General features: G+C 66.6%; 21 protein-coding genes and 1 pseudogene. 10 read left to right on the top strand and 12 right to left on the bottom strand.

Translation table 11 applies throughout. The features are described 5' to 3' along the window. Positions 1 to 53: 53 nt before the first annotated feature. On the top strand, positions 54 to 1,529 hold the full coding sequence (locus tag P8R42_09805; protein MDG2304936.1) for a potassium/proton antiporter: 1,476 nt from the start codon (positions 54 to 56) through the stop codon (positions 1,527 to 1,529). A gap of 152 nt (positions 1,530 to 1,681) precedes the next feature. Further along, positions 1,682 to 2,047, top strand: a complete 366-nt coding sequence (locus P8R42_09800) for a cupin (protein MDG2304935.1) — start codon at positions 1,682 to 1,684, stop codon at positions 2,045 to 2,047. A gap of 45 nt (positions 2,048 to 2,092) precedes the next feature. Here the strand turns inward: P8R42_09800 and P8R42_09795 are convergent, their stop codons facing one another. Then, a complete protein-coding gene (locus P8R42_09795) occupies positions 2,093 to 4,528 on the bottom strand; it encodes a VIT and VWA domain-containing protein (GenBank protein MDG2304934.1) in 2,436 nt (811 codons plus the stop codon). 159 nt (positions 4,529 to 4,687) lie between these two features. On the opposite strand from P8R42_09795, the gene P8R42_09790 reads away from it, so the two are divergent. Continuing rightward, positions 4,688 to 5,257, top strand: coding sequence for an RNA polymerase sigma factor (locus P8R42_09790; GenBank protein MDG2304933.1), 570 nt, complete (start codon positions 4,688 to 4,690; stop codon positions 5,255 to 5,257). Between the two features lie 49 nt (positions 5,258 to 5,306). After that, complete coding sequence (locus P8R42_09785) at positions 5,307 to 6,512, top strand: hypothetical protein (protein ID MDG2304932.1); 1,206 nt, start codon at positions 5,307 to 5,309, stop codon at positions 6,510 to 6,512. Between the two features lies 1 nt (position 6,513). On the opposite strand, the gene P8R42_09780 is transcribed toward P8R42_09785, so the two are convergent. Beyond that, positions 6,514 to 8,010, bottom strand: a complete 1,497-nt coding sequence (locus tag P8R42_09780) for a hypothetical protein (protein ID MDG2304931.1) — start codon at positions 8,008 to 8,010, stop codon at positions 6,514 to 6,516. An 82-nt stretch (positions 8,011 to 8,092) separates the two neighbouring features. Between P8R42_09780 and P8R42_09775 the strand changes: the two genes are divergently transcribed. The 3 genes from P8R42_09775 to P8R42_09765 all read left to right on the top strand — a co-directional run bounded on the left by P8R42_09775 (position 8,093) and on the right by P8R42_09765 (position 10,076). Continuing rightward, positions 8,093 to 8,530 carry a hypothetical protein gene (locus tag P8R42_09775; protein MDG2304930.1) on the top strand — a complete coding sequence of 146 codons (438 nt, stop codon included), beginning with the start codon at positions 8,093 to 8,095 and terminating at the stop codon, positions 8,528 to 8,530. A gap of 308 nt (positions 8,531 to 8,838) precedes the next feature. After that, on the top strand, positions 8,839 to 9,012 hold the full coding sequence (locus P8R42_09770; GenBank protein MDG2304929.1) for a hypothetical protein: 174 nt from the start codon (positions 8,839 to 8,841) through the stop codon (positions 9,010 to 9,012). Positions 9,013 to 9,029: 17 nt separating this feature from the next. Further along, the gene (locus P8R42_09765) at positions 9,030 to 10,076 is read left to right on the top strand and encodes a TIGR03617 family F420-dependent LLM class oxidoreductase (protein MDG2304928.1); all 1,047 of its coding nucleotides are present in this window, start codon (positions 9,030 to 9,032) and stop codon (positions 10,074 to 10,076) included. A gap of 4 nt (positions 10,077 to 10,080) precedes the next feature. On the opposite strand, the gene P8R42_09760 is transcribed toward P8R42_09765, so the two are convergent. The 8 genes and pseudogenes from P8R42_09760 to P8R42_09725 all read right to left on the bottom strand — a co-directional run bounded on the left by P8R42_09760 (position 10,081) and on the right by P8R42_09725 (position 15,862). After that, positions 10,081 to 10,470, bottom strand: coding sequence for a hypothetical protein (locus P8R42_09760; GenBank protein MDG2304927.1), 390 nt, complete (start codon positions 10,468 to 10,470; stop codon positions 10,081 to 10,083). Next, complete coding sequence (locus tag P8R42_09755; protein ID MDG2304926.1) at positions 10,467 to 11,993, bottom strand: endonuclease/exonuclease/phosphatase family protein; 1,527 nt, start codon at positions 11,991 to 11,993, stop codon at positions 10,467 to 10,469. The genes P8R42_09760 and P8R42_09755 overlap by 4 nt, the downstream gene beginning before the upstream one ends. Before the next feature lie 3 nt (positions 11,994 to 11,996). Then, positions 11,997 to 13,673, bottom strand: a complete 1,677-nt coding sequence (locus P8R42_09750; GenBank protein MDG2304925.1) for a carbon starvation protein A — start codon at positions 13,671 to 13,673, stop codon at positions 11,997 to 11,999. Positions 13,674 to 13,704: 31 nt separating this feature from the next. Beyond that, positions 13,705 to 14,433 carry a sulfite exporter TauE/SafE family protein gene (locus P8R42_09745; GenBank protein MDG2304924.1) on the bottom strand — a complete coding sequence of 243 codons (729 nt, stop codon included), beginning with the start codon at positions 14,431 to 14,433 and terminating at the stop codon, positions 13,705 to 13,707. Between the two features lie 5 nt (positions 14,434 to 14,438). Next, positions 14,439 to 15,071, bottom strand: a complete 633-nt coding sequence (locus P8R42_09740) for a hypothetical protein (protein ID MDG2304923.1) — start codon at positions 15,069 to 15,071, stop codon at positions 14,439 to 14,441. 54 nt (positions 15,072 to 15,125) lie between these two features. After that, entirely contained in the window at positions 15,126 to 15,329 is a 204-nt protein-coding gene (locus P8R42_09735) for a helix-turn-helix domain-containing protein (protein MDG2304922.1), read from the bottom strand. A gap of 213 nt (positions 15,330 to 15,542) precedes the next feature. Further along, positions 15,543 to 15,695 (bottom strand): annotated as a pseudogene (locus tag P8R42_09730) (sigma 54-interacting transcriptional regulator). Then, positions 15,680 to 15,862 (bottom strand): hypothetical protein, encoded by a 183-nt coding sequence (locus P8R42_09725; GenBank protein ID MDG2304921.1) that lies wholly within the window; start codon positions 15,860 to 15,862, stop codon positions 15,680 to 15,682. The pseudogene P8R42_09730 and the gene P8R42_09725 overlap by 16 nt, the downstream one beginning before the upstream one ends. 255 nt (positions 15,863 to 16,117) lie before the next feature. Between P8R42_09725 and P8R42_09720 the strand changes: the two genes are divergently transcribed. Then, positions 16,118 to 16,762 (top strand): GNAT family N-acetyltransferase, encoded by a 645-nt coding sequence (locus P8R42_09720; protein MDG2304920.1) that lies wholly within the window; start codon positions 16,118 to 16,120, stop codon positions 16,760 to 16,762. Here the strand turns inward: P8R42_09720 and P8R42_09715 are convergent. Then, positions 16,677 to 18,458, bottom strand: coding sequence for a CehA/McbA family metallohydrolase (locus P8R42_09715; protein ID MDG2304919.1), 1,782 nt, complete (start codon positions 18,456 to 18,458; stop codon positions 16,677 to 16,679). The two genes, P8R42_09720 and P8R42_09715, sit on opposite strands and share 86 nt — an antisense overlap. 426 nt (positions 18,459 to 18,884) lie before the next feature. Between P8R42_09715 and P8R42_09710 the strand changes: the two genes are divergently transcribed. Beyond that, positions 18,885 to 19,586, top strand: coding sequence for a GMP synthase (locus P8R42_09710; GenBank protein MDG2304918.1), 702 nt, complete (start codon positions 18,885 to 18,887; stop codon positions 19,584 to 19,586). Here the strand turns inward: P8R42_09710 and tauD are convergent. Then, a complete protein-coding gene (gene tauD / locus P8R42_09705; GenBank protein MDG2304917.1) occupies positions 19,499 to 20,404 on the bottom strand; it encodes a taurine dioxygenase in 906 nt (301 codons plus the stop codon). The two genes, P8R42_09710 and tauD, sit on opposite strands and share 88 nt — an antisense overlap. Positions 20,405 to 20,500: 96 nt before the next feature. On the opposite strand from tauD, the gene P8R42_09700 reads away from it, so the two are divergent. Continuing rightward, a complete protein-coding gene (locus tag P8R42_09700) occupies positions 20,501 to 21,370 on the top strand; it encodes a phytanoyl-CoA dioxygenase family protein (GenBank protein ID MDG2304916.1) in 870 nt (289 codons plus the stop codon). The last annotated feature ends 47 nt before the right edge of the window (positions 21,371 to 21,417 follow it).

Below are 21,417 nucleotides of genomic sequence, written 5' to 3'. Positions count from 1 at the left end.
CGTCGTTCTGGTTTCGGGCCCGCAGGTATCATACGACTGCGCGCCAGGCGCCCATGGAACCGCTCGAAACCTCTCTCTTTTTGACGGCAGGCGGTCTCCTCTTGGTCACCGCGGCGCTCACCAGCCCCCTCTCCCACAGGCTCGGCATTCCGTCCCTGCTCTTCTTCCTAGTGGTCGGGATGATGGCCGGATCCGAGGGCCTCGGCGGGATCCCATTCGAGAGCTACGACGACGCCTACCGGATCGGCACGATCGCCCTGGTCCTCATCCTCTTCGACGGAGCGCTGAACACGCCCGTCGCGGCCCTGCGAAGATCCCTGGCCCCCGCCGGCCTCCTCGCGACGGTCGGGGTCGTGCTCACAGCGGGCATCACGGCCGGCATCGGGATTCTGGTCGGGCTGCCCGTCCCGATTGCCGTGCTCACCGGATGCGTGGTCTCCTCGACCGACGCCGCGGCCGTCTTCTCCGTGCTTCGCGGGGGAGGCATCCACCTGCGAGGCCAGCTGGGCCCGATCATCGAGGTCGAGTCCGGACTGAACGATCCGATGGCCGTACTCCTCACGATGGTCGGAACCGAGATCATCCTGGGCACGACGACACTCGGCGGCGAGACCGGCTTCTTCCTCGCACAGCAGCTTGTGATCGGAGCGGCCGGCGGCGTCGCCATCGGGTACGGGGGACAGTTCCTGCTCGCCGGAATCCGACTGCCCTCCCCCGGCCTCTACCTCGCGTTTACGGTCGCCTTCGCGTTTCTCGCGTACGGTCTGCCGTCGAGCGTCGGCGGGAGCGGATTCCTCTCCGTCTACATCGCGGGAATCCTTCTCGGCGATGGCCCTCTTCCTTACCGACCCGGCGTTCGCCGCGTCCATGAGGCCCTCGCGTGGCTCGCGCAGATCACGATGTTCCTTCTGCTCGGGCTGCTCGTGTTCCCGTCGCGACTCGCAGCCGTTTGGGAAGACGGACTCGCGGTCGGCTTTGCGCTCGCGCTGGTGGCGCGCCCCGCCGCGGTCCTGATCACCCTCCTCCCGATCCGTCTGCCGTTCCCGCACAAGCTCTTCATCTCCTGGGTCGGACTGCGCGGCGCCGTCCCGATCATCCTCGCGACCTACCCGCTCCTGCGCGGCGTTCCGGACGCCTACCTCATCTTCGACGTGGTGTTCTTCGCCGTCCTCGTGAACAACTTCATTCCGGGTTCGACCGTCGCGTGGCTCGCCAAGAAGGCGGACCTCGCCGACCCGCGACCCACCGCGCCGCCCGCGAGCGTCGAGCTGTTCTCGCACGGCGAGTACCCCGGTGAGTTCGTCTGGTACAACCTCGACGCGCGCTCGGCCGTCTCGGGTGCCTACGTGCGCGATCTCCCGCTGCCGGACAACACGGTCGTCACCCTAATCCTGCGCGGCCCGGACGTGGTCCCCCCACGCCGCGACAGCTCACTCTCGCCCGGAGACTACGTGTGCCTCTTCACCCAAACGGACGACCAGAGCTTCCTGAACCTCCTCTTCGGCCGACCCACGAACGAGAGCCTCTAGTCCACGGCCGTCCCCCCGCAACTCGGCCGGCCCAACACCGAGACGCGAGCTGATGTGCACGACCCCGGGGCGTGGGAGTCGCAGGCGCGTCGAAGATCGAGCGCTGCAGGGGCGTCCTTGACCGGGGAGCCGAACGTGGCATGTCTGCCTCCATGCCAAGGCTCATCGAACAACCATCGATCATCGAAGCGGCCGGGACCAAGCCCAAACGCATCGAGGAATACTTCGGGCGCGTGAACTCCGGACACGAGAGCGCGAGTGTCGCGCGAATGAAGTCGCCGCAGGGCTGGCTCGAGCCGGGCCAGCGACCGGAATTCGAAGAGCTGACCGTCGTGCTCGCCGGGATGCTCGAAGTCGAGCACGCAGCCGGCAAGCTTCAGGTACGCGCCGGGCAGGCCGTCGTGACCGCGCCCGGCGAATGGGTCCGGTACAGTACCCCCGAGGACGGAGGCGCCGAATACTTCGCGATCTGTCTCCCTGCGTTCGCACCCGATACCGTCCACCGCGACGCCGATTGAAGGGGCCCCCCGGGGGTGCGCGCACGCGCCCCCGGGAAGCCCGCCCTAGGCGAGGTCGACCCTCTCCACCCACCCGAGCGCCACCAGCGCTTCGAGATCGGCCACCGAGATCGTGCCCACCACCTCCTGGCCGAACACCAACCCGATCCGGAGCCCGGCCTTCGCCAGCGCCCGCTCGGCCTCGGGGTTCACGCCGGGGGTGAGAGTCACCCGCACCGACAACTCCGCGGTGTTCTCTGGCGCCTCTTCCAGTTGAGCGACGAGGAGACGGCCCAGCTTGTCCGAACCGGGGCCAGAGAGAAGAGCCCTGGCGCGCACGTCCTTCCGCACCCCGTCAACGCGCCCGCCTCGCGTGACTTCCGCCGACGGCCGGTACCGCTCCTCTTCCCGCGCGACCGCCGGAGCGCCTTGGGTGTATCCCAGTGCGCGCAGCTTCATTCCGGGAGCCATCGCCAGAGCCGCAGCCGGGCCCATCGTTGCGCTGACTTCGACGAAGATCGCGCCGCGGTCGACACCGTCGGGGACCTCGACGGGGACCGTGACCGTTCGCGTCTTCCCCCCTTCGTTCACGATCTTCTCCTCGACCGCCACGAATGAAGTGAACGGCGTGAGAAGGTGATGGGCGAGCGCAATCGACACCACTTCGTCTCGGAAAGCCTCTACGAACTCGCCCCGCTGCAGCCCGCGAAGATCAAGCGCGAGCAGCTCGTCCACCCGTGCCCGGGCCCACATCGAAGCGATGGGCGCATTCGTCGTCGATCGAGCCGGGAGCTCCACCTCGAGCGCGCGTTCCCATTTCTCCCCCTGACGGAATCCTCGCAGGACGACACGCCCCGCTCCCGGCTCCGTGTAACGCGCGTGCACGATCAGCGGCTTGTGCGCCCACAGGTCGGGCAGACGGTGCGGGGCGAGTTCCCGGATAGCCAGGCCCTCGAAGTCGATGCGGACGTCCGTCAGAACGGGTGCCGCGATACGGTCGTAGAACCGGCGCGCGGCCGCCTCGGGGTCCTCGTCCAGCAGGACGTACTCCACCTCACCGCCGCCTACGCGCGCCATGTGATCGAGCAGGTAGCGATTCGTCGAATTGCCGGTTCCGAACGGGAACCAGCGCGACCGGCCGCGCAGCTTCTGAACCAGACCGAGGACCTCGTGATCGTTGCCGACGTACCCGTCGGTCATGAAGGACACGATACGCAGCCGGTTCTCCGGTGCCCGATCCGCGCAGACCTCTCGCACCGCCTCGGCCATCATGGTGCCGCCGTTGGCCTGGAGTGCCTCCACATACGACTTCGCTGCTCGCCGATTCGCCGCGGTCGCCGGGCGCGGCGCATCGAAGAGCTTCTCAACCGCGCTGCTGAAGGAGACGAGCTGGAAGGTGTCGCGCGGGTTCAGCCTTCCGATAGTGTAGAGAATCGCGGCCTTCGCCTGCGCGAGAGGCTTCCCCGACTGCGAGCCGGACCGGTCGACGACGAATACGATCTCACGCGGTGCGGCCTCGACCGGCGCGACGCGCTCGGGCGGAACCAATAAGAAGGTGACGTAGCCGTCGACATCGCCCTCGGGGCGATGGACGAGCACTCCGCTTGCGAGCTGCTCTCCCGCGACCGTCCACTCCAGAACAAAATCGCGGTTCGGGATCTCGTTCCGGTTACGAAGGCGAACGCGGCGCCGGGTGCCATCGACCTCCTCTACGTCGACCTCATGTAATCGCGATCGCAGGTCCGCAATGGGGAGCCCTGCCGCGAGCTCCACCGAGAGGGAAACGTCATGCCCGGCGCGTACACCCTGCGGTGCCACGGGCGGCGTCACGCGCGAAGCGTCCGTAACCCGATCGGTATCGGGCGACCACCCCGTCCCTTCCCTCTCCGCGGCCGCGCCCGGCACGAAGCGCGGTCCGACAACCATCGGAAACGAGAACTCGAACCGCCCGTCCGCGTAGTCGAGGGACTCGACGTACTGGATCTCGACGTCGATCGACTCGCCCGGCATGAGGTTCGCGATCGACTGCGTGAAGATGTTCGGGCGTTCCTCGTCCAGGAGCGCCGCGAGCTTACCGGCGCTCTTCGCGTCCTCGTAGATCTTGCGCGCCTCTTCGCGGCGGCGGATATCCCCACTGATCGTGCGCTCCCCCGCGCGAATCGTCATTGCGTCCACGGCGCCGTCCGACGAAAGCGGGAACGTATAGACTGCCTCGATCGGCTCCTCAAAGGGATTCGAGAACGTCTGCTTCACCCGAACCCGCGTGACGAAGCCCGCGATCTCGGCCTGCACATCGGTGTGCTCGAGCGGGCACGGGCCCAGCCGAGCACCGTCCGGACCCAACGCCTCGAGTCCCAGGGGAGCCTCGGCGCTCCACCCCGGGGGCGGCGGCGGTGGAACCTGGGATCCGGACGACGTGCTCGGGCGTATGAGAACACCACCGAACAGGAGCAGAGCGAGCAGGGGCGCTCCGACGGGAAAGGCATGCAGATCTTCGAACATGGGCTTCTCCTTCTGGCCCCGCAGGGCTCGGCTTGGGCTTCACAACAGGAGGTCTTGCGACCGAGCCCTGCCGGATCACCCGCCGAGCACTTTTTTGCGCAGAAGCCCCGGAGTCGCGTTTCTGCTCGGCGCGGGCTCCGCTACCGTGGGGGGGTGGCGATGGCCCGACAGGACTGGACCGAGATCCAGGAACGCCTCCTCGCGGGCGACCGCGCAGCCGTTCTGCAGGTGAACCGTCTGGTGTCGCGAGTGCTCGGGCAGCTGCGCGCGTGGGACTTCGCTGGTGAGTGGGACGACCTCCGCCAAGAAGTGCTGCTGGCGCTCGTTTCGAACGCCCAGCAGGATCGACTGCGCGACCCACGCGCATTCGAGGGCTACGTGCGGATCATCACACGCAACAAGTTCTTCGACCGCCTCTCCCTCAGCAAACGCCACCACGAGCGAGATACCCAGGCCTGGGAAGACGAGAACCAGAATCGAGTTCCCCCGAGGGGCTCTCTCGAAGCCGGGTGGGAGGATGACCCCGAAGCCAACGCCGCGGGCCTTCGGTCCGAGGTCGAGCACATGGGCGAGCCCGACCGAAGCCTTCTGCTTGGGACGTACTGGGCGGGCCACACCGTTCAGGAGATGGCCGACACCCTCGGGTTGCCCCTGGGAACGGCGAAACGCTACCAACGCCGCGCGCTCGATCATCTGCGTCGACGACTCTCCGAGGCGGGATTGTCATGACATTGGTTGATCCGGCTGAGCCGTGCGAAGAGACCTACTGAGCGAGGCCATGTCCTGTCGACGAATCGAGGAGCTGGACCTCCCGGGTTTCCTGGAAGATCCCACAGACGAGAACTTCCTCTCGTTCCGCGAGCACTATCCCGCGTGCCGGGACTGCTCGGCCGAGATCCACATCTGGACCGAGCTCCACATGGAGCTCGGAGCCGACGCCCATCCCTCCATCGACGAGATCCTGATGCTGCAGGACGCCCCGGCGTCGTTGTCCAGCAAGGATCGAACACGCCTCCTTGCCCACGTCGCCTCCTGCGACCCGTGTACGGAAGAAATCCAGTCCCTCGAGTCCTTCGCGCCCGAAGAGGACTTCGGTGCAGTGGCCGCCGCCGCACTGCCCGAGTCGGAAGACGCCATCCCCTCCGGGTTCGCGATGAGCGAGCCGGTGGTGGAACGCAGCTTCTCCTCGGCCGGAAGGCGCTTCGACACTCCGGCTCCGAGGCCTACCCTTCCGACCCAAGACGAGCCCGAACCGGACATCGAACCCGAGCCGGAGATCGAATTCGCACTCGAGCCGGACATCGAAGCCGACGCAGACGACATCGTGCCCTGGACCACTCAGGTCGGACGGGTCATCTGGACGCCCGCCTTTGCGTACGCCGCGCTTCTCGTCGTGACATTGCCGCTCCTCTACCTACGCCGTGACGTCGTGGTCGAACCGATCGTGCAATCGGCTCGGCGCCCGGTGACTAGCGAGCTCGCACCCGCGAGGAAGGCAATGAAGGAGGCTGTCGTCGCGCAGCGCGCGACAGCGCAGCGGGAACGCGCCGGCGCCCCTGCTGGTATCGAGAAACGCGATCAGCTGTTCGCACTCGAGGGGGACGTTGCGATACAGCCGATGGCTCCGCCGCCAGCACGCCCGGCCCCGGCGCGCCCGGCCTCGGCAGCCCCACTCGAGTCGATGGCTCCAGCTCCACGAAACCCGCCGGTCGAAGCCGTGCGCGACGGCGACAAACTCCACGTGACCGTCGTCACACACCTGCCGGGAACCGGGCCACTCGAACTCCGCGTCGTCACGTCTTCGGGCCGCGAACTCCGTCAGCCCGTTGCCCGCCCGAGCGAGGGCCCGGCCCTCGAGTTCACGCTCCCCGCCGCCTGGCTCGGCGCCGGCCAACACCGAATCGAGCTGCGCAGCTCCACCGGAGACGCCGAAACGTTCGACGTCGGGGTTCCGCCGGCGAGCACGCCCCGTCGGCTCGGCTGATTCAGCCGTTCCGCGCCTGTTCGACGCCGCGCTTCTGCGTTTGGATCTTGTGGAGATAACGCCCGATCAACTCCTGTAGGCGCCCGTCTCGTTCCGAGAAGACCTCGAACATCGGCATGTAGTCCCTCTCGAGGTGCTCGATGAAGGAGCTCTGCTCGTCGCCCGGAACGTCGTTGATTCTCTTGAGTCGCTCGACCGTGTCGGTCATCTGCAGAACCACGGCCGCGGGCCCCGCCCCCTGAAGGCTCTCGAGGTACGTCGACTCGGTTGCGCCCGCGCGAGGGCCGGGCTCCTGCCGGGTTTGGGACAGGACCAGGTGACGCACCTCGCTGCCGAAGACCTTGCCGATGTTGCGCGCCGCGACCTGGTCGTAACGCATGCCCGCAATCGAGTCGCTGCCGAAGATGTACGTATGCTCGACCGTGTCTCGCAAAAGAGAGGCGGCGATTAGTTTCCAGTCGTGCGAGTTGCGCTTGGTCATCTCGTCGATCAGGTCGAAAGTCGCCCCCTTGATCTGCTCGAACGAGAGCTCGCCGTCCTGCCCCGCATCTTCGGTCGAGGTGTGTCCATAGGCAGCGATGTCATACGCGAAGTGGACCAGCTGCCGTTCGACGATCGTCAGGCCGGGAATGCCGTCGAGGATCTCGTAGGCCGTCGCGCGCTCCAGGTCGATCGGAACCGGCTCCGACGCAGGCTCGGGCGAGAGCTTCGACTCGTCCTGCCCTAGCCACGACGCCCGCAACTCTTCGATGGTCTCGTTGACCAGATCCAACAGGATCTGCGAAACGACTCGCCCGGAGTCGTCACCGCGCGCGTCGCGATCCCAGCTCGGGATGTACTGCTCCACGGTCGCGCGCACGATGCGACGCTGCTTCGCGGGCGGGGTGGCGCCGAGGGTGCGCAGATTGTGAAGGCGATCGCTCTGCTTCACCCGTCGCGTCATCGGGTCGGACGCCGTCACCTTCTCGACTGAAGCGAGCTTCGCCTCGGCCGGGCTGATCCCGTGGTCTCCCGCTTCGACTTTGGTGAGCGCCTCGATGCCGCACATGACATCCACACCGTAAGCCCACAGCAACCGAAAGGCGCTGATCTCTTTTGCGAACGGGCCTCGAAGCCCCGCGCCCCCGAACAACTTCGTATCCTCGACCGTGTCGTGATGGAGCGCCAGGATGATCCCATCCTTCGTGACGCCCGCCAGCGCCTCGGCCTCGCGCCCCCCCTCGAGCAACGCGGTACGGATCTCGATGAGCTGGACCGCGACGGCCCTCGGGTGCTCGAAGTACGGCTCGCCGCTCTCACGAAACTGCTCGTGGTGGCCGAACTTAGCGAGGTTGTAGGAAAGCTCGATGTCGAGGATGTCGTCCGCGCTGAACCGAGCGACCTGGAGTCGCGCGACGAAGCACTCGTGATCCATCTCGCGATCGATGCTCTCGCGCAGAGCCTGAAGGTCGATCGATGCGCCCGTGGGGCCACGATCTTGTGAGACGACGCCAGCCACAGGGCTCCGCTTATACTCCACCGGGACGGCACCGGGAACCGCTCGGCATTTTCGGCGAATCCGCGCTAGGGTGGGCCAGCGGATGGAGACCGACAAGCAGCAGGAAGCCCAACAGGCGGAACTCGCGGACGCGACCCTGCGTGCACTCGACCTGGTGCACCCGGGAGACCGGGACCTCGCCAGTGCCGCCGCGTACTCCGCGGATGCGAACAAGCGGCTCGATCTCACCTTCTGGATCGTAGGACCGGACGGCACCCTTCGCTGGGTCAACGCCCGCGAGGGCATCGCGACCCGCCCGGGGACCTCCGGCCGCCACGTCTCGGGCGTCATGAGAGACGGGACCAAGCAGGTGACGGAACTGCGAGACAGCGAGGCCCTCTTCCACCTGATGGCCGAGTCCTCGCCCTTCGCCGTCTGGCCCGCCGGGCTCGATCTGGGCTGTAGCTACGTGAACAGCGAGTTCCTCCGTTCGCCGGTCGCACTGTCGAGGAGATGCTCGGGCCCCGGTGGGTCGAGTTGATCCACCCCGACGAGCGGGAACGCGCGTACCGCATCTGGACGGACTCGTTCGCAGAGCGAATCGGGTTCTCCCTCGAGAATCATTTCCGACGGGTCGACGGGCCGACGCGGAGTATCGCCTCATGATGGCGAGCGGCAACCCCATCCACGACCAGCCCGGTGCGTTCATCGGCTACGTCGGTACCTGCGTCGACCTGACCGAAATCCGCCGCGCGGAGGAGTCCGCGGAGATCCAGCGCGGAGCCCTCGCCAACTTCCTACGAGTCGCTACGATGGACCAGATGACTGTCGGACGACGTCGCGGCTCACATGTTCGACGTGTTCTTCACGACCCGCGATCACGGCCTCGGCATGGGTCTCGCCATCAGTGATTCGATCGTCGATGCGCACGGCGGCGCGCTGACCGGTGTGAGCCGTACCAGCGGCGGCGCCACGTTCCGTATCCTATTGCCGGTCCGCGACGCGGGCGGCATCGGCTCCTGACCGAAAAGAGAACCTGTATGCGAGTAGAGACCGGACTTCCCATCACCGACTGGCGTAAGGTTGGCCCGGCGGCCGCGGCGGCCGAAGCAGCCGGGTTCGACGGCCTCTTGAGCTTCGAGATCGCCAATGACCCCTTCGCACCGCTCGCGTTCGCGGCGCTCGCCACGGAGCGCGTGCGACTCGGAACCGCCATTGCCGTGTGCTTTCCGCGCAGCCCGATGGTTACGGCCAACACCGCATGGGATCTGCACGTCCACTCGAAGGGACGCTTCACCCTCGGACTCGGCACGCAGGTAAAAGGACACAACGAGCGACGCTTCAGCGTGCCGTGGACGCCGCCCCTACCCCGGCTCCGCGAGTACGTGGAGTCCCTCCGCGCGATCTGGCGCTGCTGGGAGAAGGGAGAGAAGCTCGACTACCAGGGGGAGCACTATCGCTTCACGCTGATGACACCCGAGTTTGTACCGCCGCCGTCCGGACTTTCCCCCATCCCGATCAGCATCGCCGCCGTGCGCCCCGCGATGCTGAAACTCGCAGGACGCACCTGCGACGGCGTGCGCCTCCACGGATTCGCCACCAAGAAATACGTCGACGAAGTCGCGATGCCGCAGATTCGCGAGGGGCTCGCCAAGGCCGGACGCGATCGCTCTTCCTTCGAGGTCTGGGGCGGCGGATTCGTCGTCACCGGAACAGACGAGGCCGCACTCGCGAAGGGACGCGAACAGATCCGGTACCGCATCGCGTTCTACGGCTCGACACGCAGCTACCACCCGGTCCTGGCGGTGCACGGCTGGGAAGATCTCGGCATGAAGCTCCACGCCATGTCCAAGAACGGACAGTGGAAGGAGATGGCCGCCGAGGTCCCGGACGAAGTGCTCGACACGTTTGCCGTCATCGCGCCGTACGATGATCTCGTGGGCAAGCTCCGGGACCGGTTCGGCGGAATCACCGACAGCATCACGCTTGGCACCCCGACCGACATCCCCGAAGGACCGGCTCGCGAACTCCTTCAGGACGTGCAGCGCATCGAAAGCCCGTTCCGGGGATTTCCGACGGAGTGGTGAGACTTCAGCGCTGACGAAGGCGCGTCATGAGATCGGTCGCCGCGCCCATCAAGGCCTCGCGATCGGGCGACGCCAACTGGCCGACGTCGACCTCTTCGAGTCGTCCGACCAGCCGGTGGATCCCACCACCGCCACCGAGAATCGACGAAGAAGACGAACGAAACCGAGCGTCGAGTGGGCGGGCGGAGCTTCGCGCGGATTTCGTATCGTCCGCTTCGATCTTCCGGAGCGCTTCCTTTGCCCGCGCTAGCGCCTCCGAGGTTCCGGGCGCGGTTGCGGTTTCCTCGGTCGACGTCGAGTTCTCGTCGTCTGTCTCTCCCCATAGCAAGGAGGGCAACGGGGGAAGCCAACTCACGGCGAGGTCGTAGGCCCAAGTGAAGACGTCCGGGATCATTCCGCTCCCGTAACAGACGAACTCCGAAAAGGCCGCAGATCAAGCACAAGCGCGAGATGATCACTGGCCGCCGAATCGGCCCGCTCGAGCCCCGCTTCGGCGAGAACGTCGTCCTGCAGTCGCGCCGTATCGACGGCGAACGCCCGAGAGAGTTCCGCGCCGGCGTACGCGAGGAAGTCGAGCCGTCCGGCGCCGAACCGGGACCCCCTGCCCCGCCACGTATAAAGCGCGCGATCACCCAAGACGTCGGTCTTCGCCACCGCGAGATCCCCGCCGTCAGCCGCCAAGCCCGCACGCAGCATGTTCAGGGGATGCGCCGATCCGACCAGATTCAAATCCCCACCGAAGATTCGAACAACAGGCGCGTCGTCTCTAAGATCTCCCAGCGCATCGGCGAGTGCACCGCGAATCACGCTCACCTCCGCGATACGTGCACGGTCCTGAGAGCCACCAGGAGAGCCGCAGCACTTCAAATGGAGCGACGCGGCGGCGACAGGACCGAGTCGTGTTTCCACCACCGCTGCGGCGAGTCGCAACGCCCGATCTGGTCGGAAACTATCCGCGGGAGCATCGACGGGGCGTTCGATGCGCTCGGGACCGAGTCGACGAAGCTCGCCCCGCGCGACGACACCGACGCCCCACCCGGGCGAATCTAGAGCATGCCATCCGGGCGAGACGTGCGTGTCGAACCATGTCCGCAGATCATCCGCTGTCGCCTTCTCCCACTCCTGCACGAGCACGACATCCGGATCGAGCGCGCGAAGGATGCGTGCAAACGGCTCGGGGTTTCGCATCGGCGTGGCGAAGAGGACGTTCCACGACACGACGCGCACGTCCTCCGCCGATCGCGCCGGCCAGGCGGCATCCAACCGATGCGGCACCGCGGCAAGAGGCGGCAACGGGATGGACCCGAGCGCCTCCGCCCAGAGGAGCTTCGTATCCTTCCCGACCCCAAAGAGATGCGCCGATACGCGCCCACTCTCGAAGGCCGCGGATAGCAGAGGCTGCTCGGAGAGCCGACGAGAGATTCGCAGTTCGAACTCGGTCGCCTCGTGGGTCGGGGCGAAGACGAGATCCAGGCCTTCATGCCCGAAACCTTGAGCCTTGGAATCTTCTTCGTCCGTCGGCAGAAGCAGCGCCGCAACCCCTTCCCCACTCCCGCCACCGGGACGCGGCCGACCGCCGGGCGGCGAGAACACGATCGCCAGCTCGGCCCCCACATCCGTCTCGCCGTCCACGTAGTCGAGCCCGGAGCCCGTGACGGCATCGCCATCAGTATCGAGGAGAAGAGCCAGCGAGTACGGCGCGGCCTGGAGACTGATCGGCTCGGGAACCGTGAATCGGACGAACAAGTCGTGACCGTCCGCCCGGAGGCGCGCCCCATCGACCCACTCCGCGAAGCGACCGTCGATGAACACCTCCGGTGACCCCGCCCGGCGCGCGGGGTCACACGATTGCGGGCACCCGCTCAGCATCAGTGCGAGGCCGGCGAGCGCACAGACGAGGAAATCCCGACTCGCCATCGATCAAGCCGGCGCGCCGGAGGGAGGCTCGGGTTTCGCATCGCGGAAGATCCGGAGCCCCTCGAACATCACCCAGACGTCACACACCAGGATCACGAGACCCAAAGTGAGGAGAAGCCAGCTTCCACTCTCGAAGTAAACTCGCACCTCACCGAGCATGGCGAACAGCGTCGCGGCCGAAACGAAGACCATCGGCAGGAACGTATAGATGACAGGCCGGCCCTTGCGACGAAGCCACACCGACACGAGCAACAGCGTGACGCTCGCGAGCAGCTGGTTCGTCGTTCCGAAGAGCGGCCACAGGATGAGCCCACCCTTCCCACCCGCCTGGGTCAGGGCGAGCACCAGCGCCAGGGCAATTCCCGTCGCGCTGGCCACAAAGCGGTTCTTCAGCGGCGCGATCCCGTAGGTCTCCCCCAGCTCGCCGATGACCAGGCGCTGGATGCGCGCACCGGTGTCGAGCGACGTGGCCGCGAAAGCGATCACGATGACCGCCATGAACGTCTCCGCCGCCTGCATCGAAATCCCTAACGCCGAGACGAACGTCGCACTCCCCTGCACGAACGCGCCAAGCTTGGCGGGCAGCCCCTGCGCCGCCCCCCAGCTCGCGTAGTGCGTGTACCACTCCTCGGTCGAGGCGAATCCGGCGGTCGTCGCCAGAACCGCGAGCATACCGAGAGCGCCTTCCCCCAGCATACCGCCGTAGCCGATCGGACGGGCATCGCTCATACAGGCCAGCTGCTTGGACGTCGTGCCCGACGACACGAGGCCGTGGAACCCCGAGATCGCTCCGCACGCGATCGTGATGAAGAGGAACGGAAGGATGGACGGTGCACCTTCGGGGTTCGGATTGAACGCGGGCGCCGCGACGGTTGGCTGCAGGACCAGCAACCCGAGTGACAGCAGGATGAGCGCGGTCACGAGCTGATGAGAATTGATGTAGTCGCGCGGCTGCAACAGCAACCAGACCGGCAGCACCGAAGCGACAAAGCAGTAGAGCAGGAGCACCCACACCCATTGCAGGACCGTCAGCGAAGCAATCGCCGGGAAAGCGGCCGCGAACGCATCCCCGTAGAACACGCAGACCAACAAGATCCCGTAAGCGACCAACGAGGGAACGAGCGCGGGAAGTCCGCGCCGATGGACCAGCCACCCGAGCAGGAGAGCGATCGCGATCTGAACGTTGATCGGGAAGATCGCCCCCGGATACGAAACAAAGAGCGTCCCGATGATGAACGCGAACACGGCCAGCACGATCCAGATCAGAAGCGAGATGATGAGCAGGAACAGGGTCCGGACCCGCTCGTTCAACACGACGCCGGAGATGTCGCCGATGGACCGGCCGTCATGCCGTGCGCTCAGCACGAGCGCCGAGAAATCGTGCACGGCACCCATCATCACCGTTCCGACCGTCACCCAGATCAGCGCCGGCGCCCAGCCCCAGATCACCGCCAAAGCCGGGCCGACGATCGGCGCGGCACCGGCAATCGACGTGTAGTGGTGGCCCCAGAGGATTCCGAGGCGGGTAGGAACGTAGTCGACACCGTCTTCGTGCTCCCGTGACGGAACCGGCTCGTCGGCATGGATCTGGAACACACGCTCGGCGAGGAAGCGGGAGTAGTAGCGGTACCCGATCACGAAGATCGCGAACGTGACCCCGGCAAGTACGGCGGCGTTCATCCTGCGCTCCTATGTTCGGCGGCGATGGCGGTCAACCGAAGGTACGGAGAAGCCCGTCGATCAGCGACGTCGACGCGCTCACGACGAGGAGCGCTAGAACGAAACGCCGGAAGGTCTCCGGACTGAACCGCGGCAGCAGGCGGTGCCCGATCCAATGGCCAACGAGCAGCGCCGGAAACGCCGTGAGTGAGATCCCCAGAGAGTGGGTCGACACGACCCCGGCAAAAGCGAAGATCGACAGCGAGACCAGTCCGTTGAACATGAAGAACGTCGAGATCGCCGCCCGAAAGACCTCCGGAGGATGCCGAAGAGCCTGCAGGAAAAGGACCACCGGGGGCCCGTTGATTGCGATGCTCGTACAGAGGACGCCCGACGCGGCACCGACGAAAAACGTCCCGACCCGACCCGCGGCGTGCAACGTGAAGCCGGCACCGATCGCCGCGGCCATCAGGATCGACACCGTACCTACGGCGATCCGCAGCACGTCGCCAGACACGGAGAGCAGCAGTACGAGGCCGAAGGGCATTGCACAGATGCTGCCGGCCAGGAGGTAGCGCACGGTCGGCCACGGCGCGTGCCCGCGAACGCTGCGTGCCACCATCGCGACGTTCACGAAGCTCAGCACGGCGACCGCCCCCACCGCCTCGGAGACCTCCAACACCGTCACATAGAACGGCACGGCGATGAGCGCGAAGCCGAAGCCCGCGACGGTCTGGGCCATCGCAGCGAGCGCCGTGGCAGCGACGACGACGACGAGCATCTCGCTCAACCGTCGAGACCGCTGAAACGAGCGACCGCGCCGCCGAGTAGGAGCTTCGCATCGCGCTCGACGTCGAGCCGAGGAGCGCCGAGGCAGGCATCCGCTCGTTCACGATACTGATCGGTCAAGACGTCGCGGACGGTCTCGCGCGGGGCCTCCCACGAGGAGATCGGCTGGTCGAGCACCCGCGAGCGCGACGCGAACGGCGTAAACGTCGCGCCGAGGAGCGCCAGGCGATTCGCCAGAAGCTCGCACGCTGCCGGTGCATCAGACCGGGCACCGACACCCGCGGGGTGCAAGTTTGGGAACGCGCTCGCGAGAGACGTGACTTCCTCCTCGTTCGCCGCGGCCACCGCCCGAACTCGCTCGGTCCACTCCGCGAGGCAGTGACCCACCTCGGCCTCCGTGTCTCGGCCAAAGTCGACTGCAACGCCATACTCCCATTCGGCGAGGAGCCGTGCCGCTTGGGGCCAATCAAACAGGAGCCTGTCGATCGGGAGGCTCATGCCGTAGCGCGGGTCCGTCACGGGACCGATGATCCGCACGCCGCGGACCGCCTTCTCCACCGCCGCCGCAACTGACGACCGGCGCAGCACCGGCGCCGCCGTGGGCGCGGGGGACGCCTTCTGACGCCTCATGGCAGCCGCTTGTACAGCACCCGGCGCCGTCCTCAAAACGAAGACCGGCGGCAGTCAGCGCAGGTCGTACTCCTTCATCTTCTTCTGCAGCATCGATCGGGAAAGCCCGAGACTCTCCGCGGCGCGCGACACGTTTCCGCTACGGGCTGCGAGAACGAAACGGATATGTCGAGATTCGAACTCGGCTCGAGCAGACCGGAGGTCGTAGCCGGGTGCGGCCCCGCCGTCGTCGGCGGACGTCCCGGCACCGCCTCCCATCAACCGTCGGGAGAGATGCCGCGCCCCGACGGTATCGCCGTCGCGGGCGAGCGCCACGCATCGCTCGATTTCGTTTCGAAGCTGACGCACATTCCACGGCCAGGAAGTGCGACACGAAATGCGGGATGTCGTCCCTGCGGTGGTCGAGGGGCGGCAGGCGGATGGGGAAGCCGGACAGGCGATACAGAGGTCCGCGCGCATCCGCGCGGCCTCGACCTCGCCCAAGAAGATCGTGCCGCCCGCCGCCGCTTCGCAGAGCCCCTTTCGATCCTGGGTCGCGCCGGTGAAGGCACCGCGCCGGTGCCCGAAGGGCTCACTCTCGAGGAGCGACTCGGGCAGCGCCGCGCAGTTCACCGCGACGCGCGGCGTCCCGCGCCGACCTCGGCGCGAAGCCCCTCTTCGCGTGCTCGCAGCGACTCGTACAGACGCGCGTTCTCGATCGAAACGCTGACGCCGGTCGCGAGGCTGGCCGAATCGTGGAATCGCGGGTCCGAGGCGGCGTCTGGAACCCGCAGGGGCTCCCCCGTCCGCACGACATCCCCGCCGAGTCGAGCACCTCGCCGGTCTTGGAGATCACAAGTGGGATCAGCTCAGCCAGTTCGGTACGCGCCGCAAAGGCGAGGCTCCATTCGTACAGCAGGTCTAGTCGACCATCGTCCGTTCCCGGCCCGGCACTCCTCTGCTGTTCTGTATCGGACGAAACGCGCGTCGGACGCATCGCGTCTCGAACCGGGTTGCCGCCTGTGCGGACAGCCGGTACCCGTCGGAGGAGGAGGAGGACGACCCAAATGAGCACCGAGATTCGTCGCGCGCAAGAGAAAGACACGAGCTTCATCGCCTGGGTACAGCTGGCGGCAGCACGCTCCCATGTTCCCATAGGGTTCTTCGACCTCGCCTTTCCCGGCGAGGAGGAGCAGCGGCTCAGCCTGATCGAGCGCGTCTGTGCGACCAAGACGCTCTCGATGTGCCACTGGTCGGGCTTCTTCGTGGCCGACGTCGATGGCGAGCCTGTCGCCGGGCTCTCGGGCTACGAACCAACGACGCGTGGCCATGAAACGTTCGCGGCGGCGATGTCCGAAGGACTCCGCGGGGCCGGCTGGACACCCGAGGAGGTCGATGGCGCGTTCGGGCGTATGGGCCCGTTCCTCAAATGCGCGCCGGACTCCCCCGACGACGCGTGGATCGTCGAATGGGTCGCCACCACGGACGGCTTTCGCGGCCGCGGCCTCATTCGATCGCTGCTCGAACGGGTTCTCGAGGAAGGCAAGCAAAAGAGCTATCGGCGCTCGCAGATCTCCCTCCTGATCGACAACCACCCGGCGCAGCGCGCCTACGAGAGCGCCGGCTTCAAGGTCGAGGACGAGAAGCGCCACCCGGAATTCGAGGCGACGTTCGGAAGTCCAGGGATTCGTCGAATGCTGCGAGATCTGTAGAGCCATCGCCCAGCCCGACCGACCCTGCTCTGTCACCGTACCAGGCTTCGGCAAGTCCGATCTCGCCCAGAAGCTCGGAGCGGCTCGCCCGCAGAGTTTCGCGAGACACGCCGCGCGCCCACTTCGGACTCGAGAGCACCGTGTGCTCCTTTGAACTCTCGAAGAGCTCGTGCAGCGCAGCCATCTCTTCGCGAGCCGCCTCCGCCAGGCGGCGGGCGGCCGTGCCTGTCCCCAGTGGCGGCGTCCCGGCGACCCGAACCGAGATCACACCCGTGTGCGCCGCGGAACTGCGAGGGCGAAGCTTGATCGCCCCCCCCATGTCGTCGTGAATCGGCCGGCGGTCGATTTTTGCTCCATCGGAACGAAGCGCCAGCCAGCCCGACTGCTCCATCGGCAGCCGAAGCGAGAACGCGATTCGGCCGAGTTCAGTGACTTCGGTCACGCGGTGTACGACCTTGCCGTCCCGCACGAGTTCCAGCGCCTCCACGTCGTCACGCGTCGGATCGAACCGAACCGACGCTTCGACCCGCACGACACCGGGCACGTCGATCCTTATGCGATCTCCGATCCCTGCGCCGTTCACTTCGAATTCGAGGAGCGGGCCGTTCGTCACGAACGTCCTCCCCTCGCCTACAGCGTCGAGCCACCGCTCCCACGTGAACGGCCTCCCGACGCGCGCGTAGAACCGATCCGCGCCCGGCAGATCCCCTATGCACGGGAAATCAGTGCCGGCGATCGGCGCGACAAGGAGCCCGAGCCCCCAGAGGCGGTAGAGCATCTCGTAGTTCGGCGTGTCGAACTGCAGAACCTCCAGGAAATCGACGAGCCCCGTGGGTGCGTCGATGAGGACGCCCGGGGGCTGCCAATGCGCGTAGCCTGCGAGTCCTCCCTCAGCGCGCGCCTGGCGCCAGACCGGCTGGTAGACCAGGTAGCGTTCCCCCGGGTCGATATACCGCGACGCGCCGAAGACCATCCCGTGGCCGAGCAACCATGTGCGCGGATTCTCCTGCCCGGGCGCAAGCACGACCTCGCCGGAACGATACCGCCCCGCTTCGCCGAAGGCGTACTGACGCGCGCCCACCACCTCGCCCTCGCGGCCCATCTGCAGCAGGTTCGCAACGTGTAGGTCTTCGGCCGCCATCCACGTGGCGACGACGGGGTCGAGCGCGGGCGAGGGACGCCCGATGTGCAGGTGGCCGTCGGCCGAAACCCAACCCGCCGCCGGCATGTCGATCCAACGCGAGAGCTGAAGCGGCGCCGCAGCACCCTGGCGGCCCGGCAAGACCTCGATCACCACCGAACGTGTCTCCCACTCGAAGCCCTTCGTCGCACTCACGCGATACCGGCCGATCGGCACCTCCATCTCGACCACTGCATCGACGTAGAAGATCTTCGCACCACTGCCGGGATCACGAAGCCCGGCTCCCGGAAGCCCGCCCTCGGCGGCGCGCGCCCAGCCCGCGGGCGCCGGCTGCATGCACTCACCGGCGACGGGAACTGCAGACGGCGCGACGTGCGAACGCCCGGCCTCATCCACGACCGAGACGCGGGCCGGCGTGGACTCGCCCGTCGCGCCGTCGAGCACGCGAAAACGCAACGTCCCGGTCTTCGGTGCCTCCTCCGGCTCCGTCGCTCGGGCCCCGCCGGGGCCAAGGACGTGGGCCAGAAGAATCAGAAGCGCGATCGCCGATCTCATTCAGGCGTCTATAGCCTATCGGCGAACGGATGCCGACGACTCAGTCGCCGAGCATCTCACCGTACATGCGCCGATTCACGAAGGCGTCGCCGCGGTAGCCAGAGCGAACGTCGGGCTCGAGGTGATCGAACTCCCACGCGTATGCCAGAATCTCGCGCCGGGAGATCTCGCGGCTACCCAGCTTCTAGCGCCCGTCCGCGTACTGATAGGCGTGCACGAGCTCGTGACCGAGGAAGGCCCGGAGCCCGAAAATCGAGGGTTTCCGGGCAAGGTGAAAAGAACCAAACCGATGACGATGCCAGCGATAAATCTACCCGCCCTCCCCGGGCGGCAACTCCATCGGACGACCCGGGCGGAGCGTCGGTGGGCCACTTCCACCGACGCTCCGCTTTGGCATCGCACGGGGGGCGGCTACGGTACTTCTCGATGCGCATCGGGATCCTGAAAGCCGACACGGTTCTCCCGCAGCTGTCCCACTTCGGGCAGTACACGGAGATGTTCCCGCAGATCATCGGACCGGCCGACCCGGGCCTGGAGTTCCGCTCCTTCGACGTCGAGCACGACGAATACCCCGACGCGATCGACGACTGCGACGGGTACCTCATCACGGGGAGCCGCCACAGCGTCTACGATCCGATGCCATGGATCCGAACGCTCGAAGATTTCGTGGTGCGCCTGCACGAGCGCCAGACGAAGCTCCTCGCCGTCTGCTTCGGCCATCAACTGGTGGCCCGCGCGCTCGGAGGAAAGACCGAGCCCGCCGAGCGCGGCTGGACGATCGGGGTCCAACGAAGCCAAGTCGATACCGCGTTTCCCTGGGCGTCGGACGTCGCGAGCGCGACGCGACTCATCCACTCGCACAAAGACCAGGTCACGGAGCTCCCGCCGGGTGCGGAACTCATCGGCGGGAATGATGCTTGCCCGATCGGGCTCTACCGTATCGGCACTCACATCATGAGTGTCCAGGCCCACCCGGAGTTCAGCCCCGAGTACGCGCGCGCCCTCTATGAGATGCGCCGCGAAGCCTTCGGCGACGGGCTCTACCGCGAGGCCGTCGCGTCCCTCGATGACGGGACCGACCGCGAGGTGTTTGCAGGCTGGATCGCTTCGTTTTTCCGAGCGCCGTAGGGCACGTCGCCATTGATCGTGATGCGTTCCATTCGCCGACTCTCCGGCCAGTAGTCGTTGATGGGGCGATGCTGCGTACACCGGTTGTCCCAGAAGGCGATCGAGTTCGCGCGCCAAGCGAAGCGACAGGAGAACTCCTCGCGTTCCATGTGCGCGAACAGGAAGGCGAGCAACGCGTCGCTCTCTTCGCGGTTGAGGTCGACAATCCGCGTCGTGAACAGGCTGTTCACAAAGAGACAGCGTCGGCCGCTCAGCGGATGAACCCGAACCACCGGATGCTCGACGGGCGGGTTCGCGGCGACCGCCTCCGCGAGACGGTCTCGGCCACCGGGCTCCGCAAGGCTCTCGCGGAACCCGTGCTCGAAAGAGTGTTCAGCAGTCAGGCCATCGAGAAAGCCACGCAACGTCGGCGACAGAGCCTCGTAGGCCGCCGAGAGACTCATCCACAACGTGTCGCCGCCCTTGGCCGGAACCACCTTCGCTCGCAAGATCGAACCCAGCGGCGGATCGCGACGGAACGTCATGTCCGTGTGCCACTTCTCGATCTTTGAGGGATTCTCGCGGTCCGACTCGAGGATCGAGAGCTCGGGGACGCCCGCCACGTGCGGATAGGCAGGATGTGTCTGCAGGGAACCGAACAGGCTCGCGAACGCGCGGTGCGCGTCGGGCGACAGATCCTGGTCGTGGAAGAACAGGACTTCGTGCTCCGCGAGCGCCGCCTCGATCTCCTGGAGTACCGCGCCGCTGACCGGCTGAGACAGGTCGACACCGTCGACCTCCGCCCCGAGGGCCTTCGAGATTCGCTTCACGCGCAACACGACCTGGATTGAACCATGCGGCGGCCGCCGGGTCACCCACGTTTGGCGGGCCTCCAACGCGTTGCCTGGCGGGGCGGTTTCCGCGACTCTAGAGCCATGGCTGTAGAGCACTTGAGCCCCAACACGACGCCCGAGCGGGCCGCCGAGATCCTCGATCGAGACGGATGCGTCGTCATCGATGGACTCGAATCCCCGACGACCTTCGACCGGATCCGCGCCGAGCTCGAGCCCTGGTTCGCAGCGAACGGGCTGGGCCCCGACGAGTTCACCGGGCACCACACGAAACGAACCGGTGCTCTAATCGCCCGATCCGAGACGGCGCGCGACGTCATCCAGAACCCACTGGTGCTCGGCACGACCCACCGCCTCCTCGCCGACGCGACGAGCTATCACCTGCACCTGACGCAGATCATAGCGATCGAAGCCGGCGAGAGCGAACAACCGATACACCGCGATCAGTGGGCGTTCGACTTCTTCCCCTTCCCGTCCGGCTACGAGGTTCAGTGCAACACGCTCTGGGCCATGACGGACTTTACGCAAGAAAACGGTGCGACCCGCGTCATCCCGGGGAGTAACAAGTTCCCCGACAAGCAGGAGTTCACGATCGCCGACACCGAGCCCGCCGAGATGGACGCCGGATCGGTGCTTCTCTACACGGGCGCGCTCTACCACGGCGGTGGACCGAACCGTTCCGATGCCACGCGCTACGGCATGAACATCACCTACGCCCGAAGCTGGCTCCGCCAGGAAGAGAACCAGTATCTGACGGTGCCGCAGGACATCGCGCGAGACTTGCCCGAGCCACTTCTTCGCCTGATGGGATACTCCCGCGGGGCGTACGCGCTCGGATACATCGACGACATGCGCGACCCGTTGAAGGCCTTGCGCGAGTCCCTCGGGGAGGAGGCCGGGCTCGGAGACTTCGCCTCGGCGACGGCCAAGCGAACCGACCCCTCAGGCTCCTGAACCGCTCTTCCTAGCCCTCTCGATTTCCCATTCACCCCGTTCTGGAA

Source organism: Candidatus Binatia bacterium (assembly GCA_029243485.1).
Classification (GTDB): Bacteria; Desulfobacterota; Binatia; order UBA12015; family UBA12015; genus VGTG01.
The sequence above is the reverse complement of the archived record's forward strand: the minus strand, read 5'-3'. Positions and strand labels throughout refer to the sequence as shown.